The sequence below is a fragment of the Synechococcus sp. R55.8 genome (assembly GCF_047461895.1).
Classification (GTDB): domain Bacteria; phylum Cyanobacteriota; class Cyanobacteriia; order Thermostichales; family Thermostichaceae; genus Thermostichus.
The window spans coordinates 1-736 of record NZ_JANSIB010000194.1 but is presented as its reverse complement, the minus strand read 5'-3'; the positions used below and the strand labels follow the sequence as shown (position 1 = coordinate 736).

Annotated in this window: 1 protein-coding gene; it reads right to left on the bottom strand. The window is 63.9% G+C overall.

The window, feature by feature from the left end:
• Positions 1-56: 56 nt before the first annotated feature.
• A complete protein-coding gene (tmk, locus tag NW829_RS12320) occupies positions 57-725 on the bottom strand; it encodes a dTMP kinase (protein WP_414417210.1) in 669 nt (222 codons plus the stop codon).
• Positions 726-736: the final 11 nt, after the last annotated feature.

Below are 736 nucleotides of genomic sequence, written 5' to 3'. Positions count from 1 at the left end.
TATCGCTGCATAGTTGAACAGTGATGTTCAGCAATGTTCAGCGTAAATGTATCAGTCTAGGGCTCCCGGCCTGCTGTCGCAAGTGGTAGGCGGGGTTCGACCACTGACCAGAGGCGGGCAGCCACCTCTGCCGGGGATCCCTGGGCTGAAATGCGGACAATCCGCTGTGGTTCTGCGGCAGCCAGAGCCTGGAACCCTTGGTAGACGCGGCGGTGGAACTCCAGGTGTTCTTGTTCGAGCTTGTCGCAAGACCCTGTTATCGCTACGCGACGCTGTCGCGAACGCGCCAGCGGGCCGGAGGCCTTCCGCGCCAGCCCCACCTCTGGGGGGAGATCCAGCCACAGGGTGAGGTGCGGCTGCAACCCGCCGGTGGCTAAGTGGTTGAGCTGGCGGATCTTCTCCAAGTCCAGCCCCCGACCGTAGCCCTGGTAGGCCAGGGTGGAATCGGTAAAGCGGTCGCAAACCACCACCTGCCCTGCCGCCAGAGCCGGCGCGATGACTTTGCTCACGTGTTCAGCCCGATCCGCCGCGTACAGGAGCAACTCCGCCAGAGGGCTAAAGGGATCCCCGTGCAGCAACAGCTCCCGCAGCGTTTTGCCCAGCGCCGTGCCCCCCGGCTCGCGGGTACACAGGCAAGCGTAGCCTTCTTGGCGCAGCCGCTCAACCAAGAGGGCCTGTTGGGTGGTTTTGCCCACCCCTTCCCCGCCTTCTAGGGTGATGAACACACCGTCGTCCT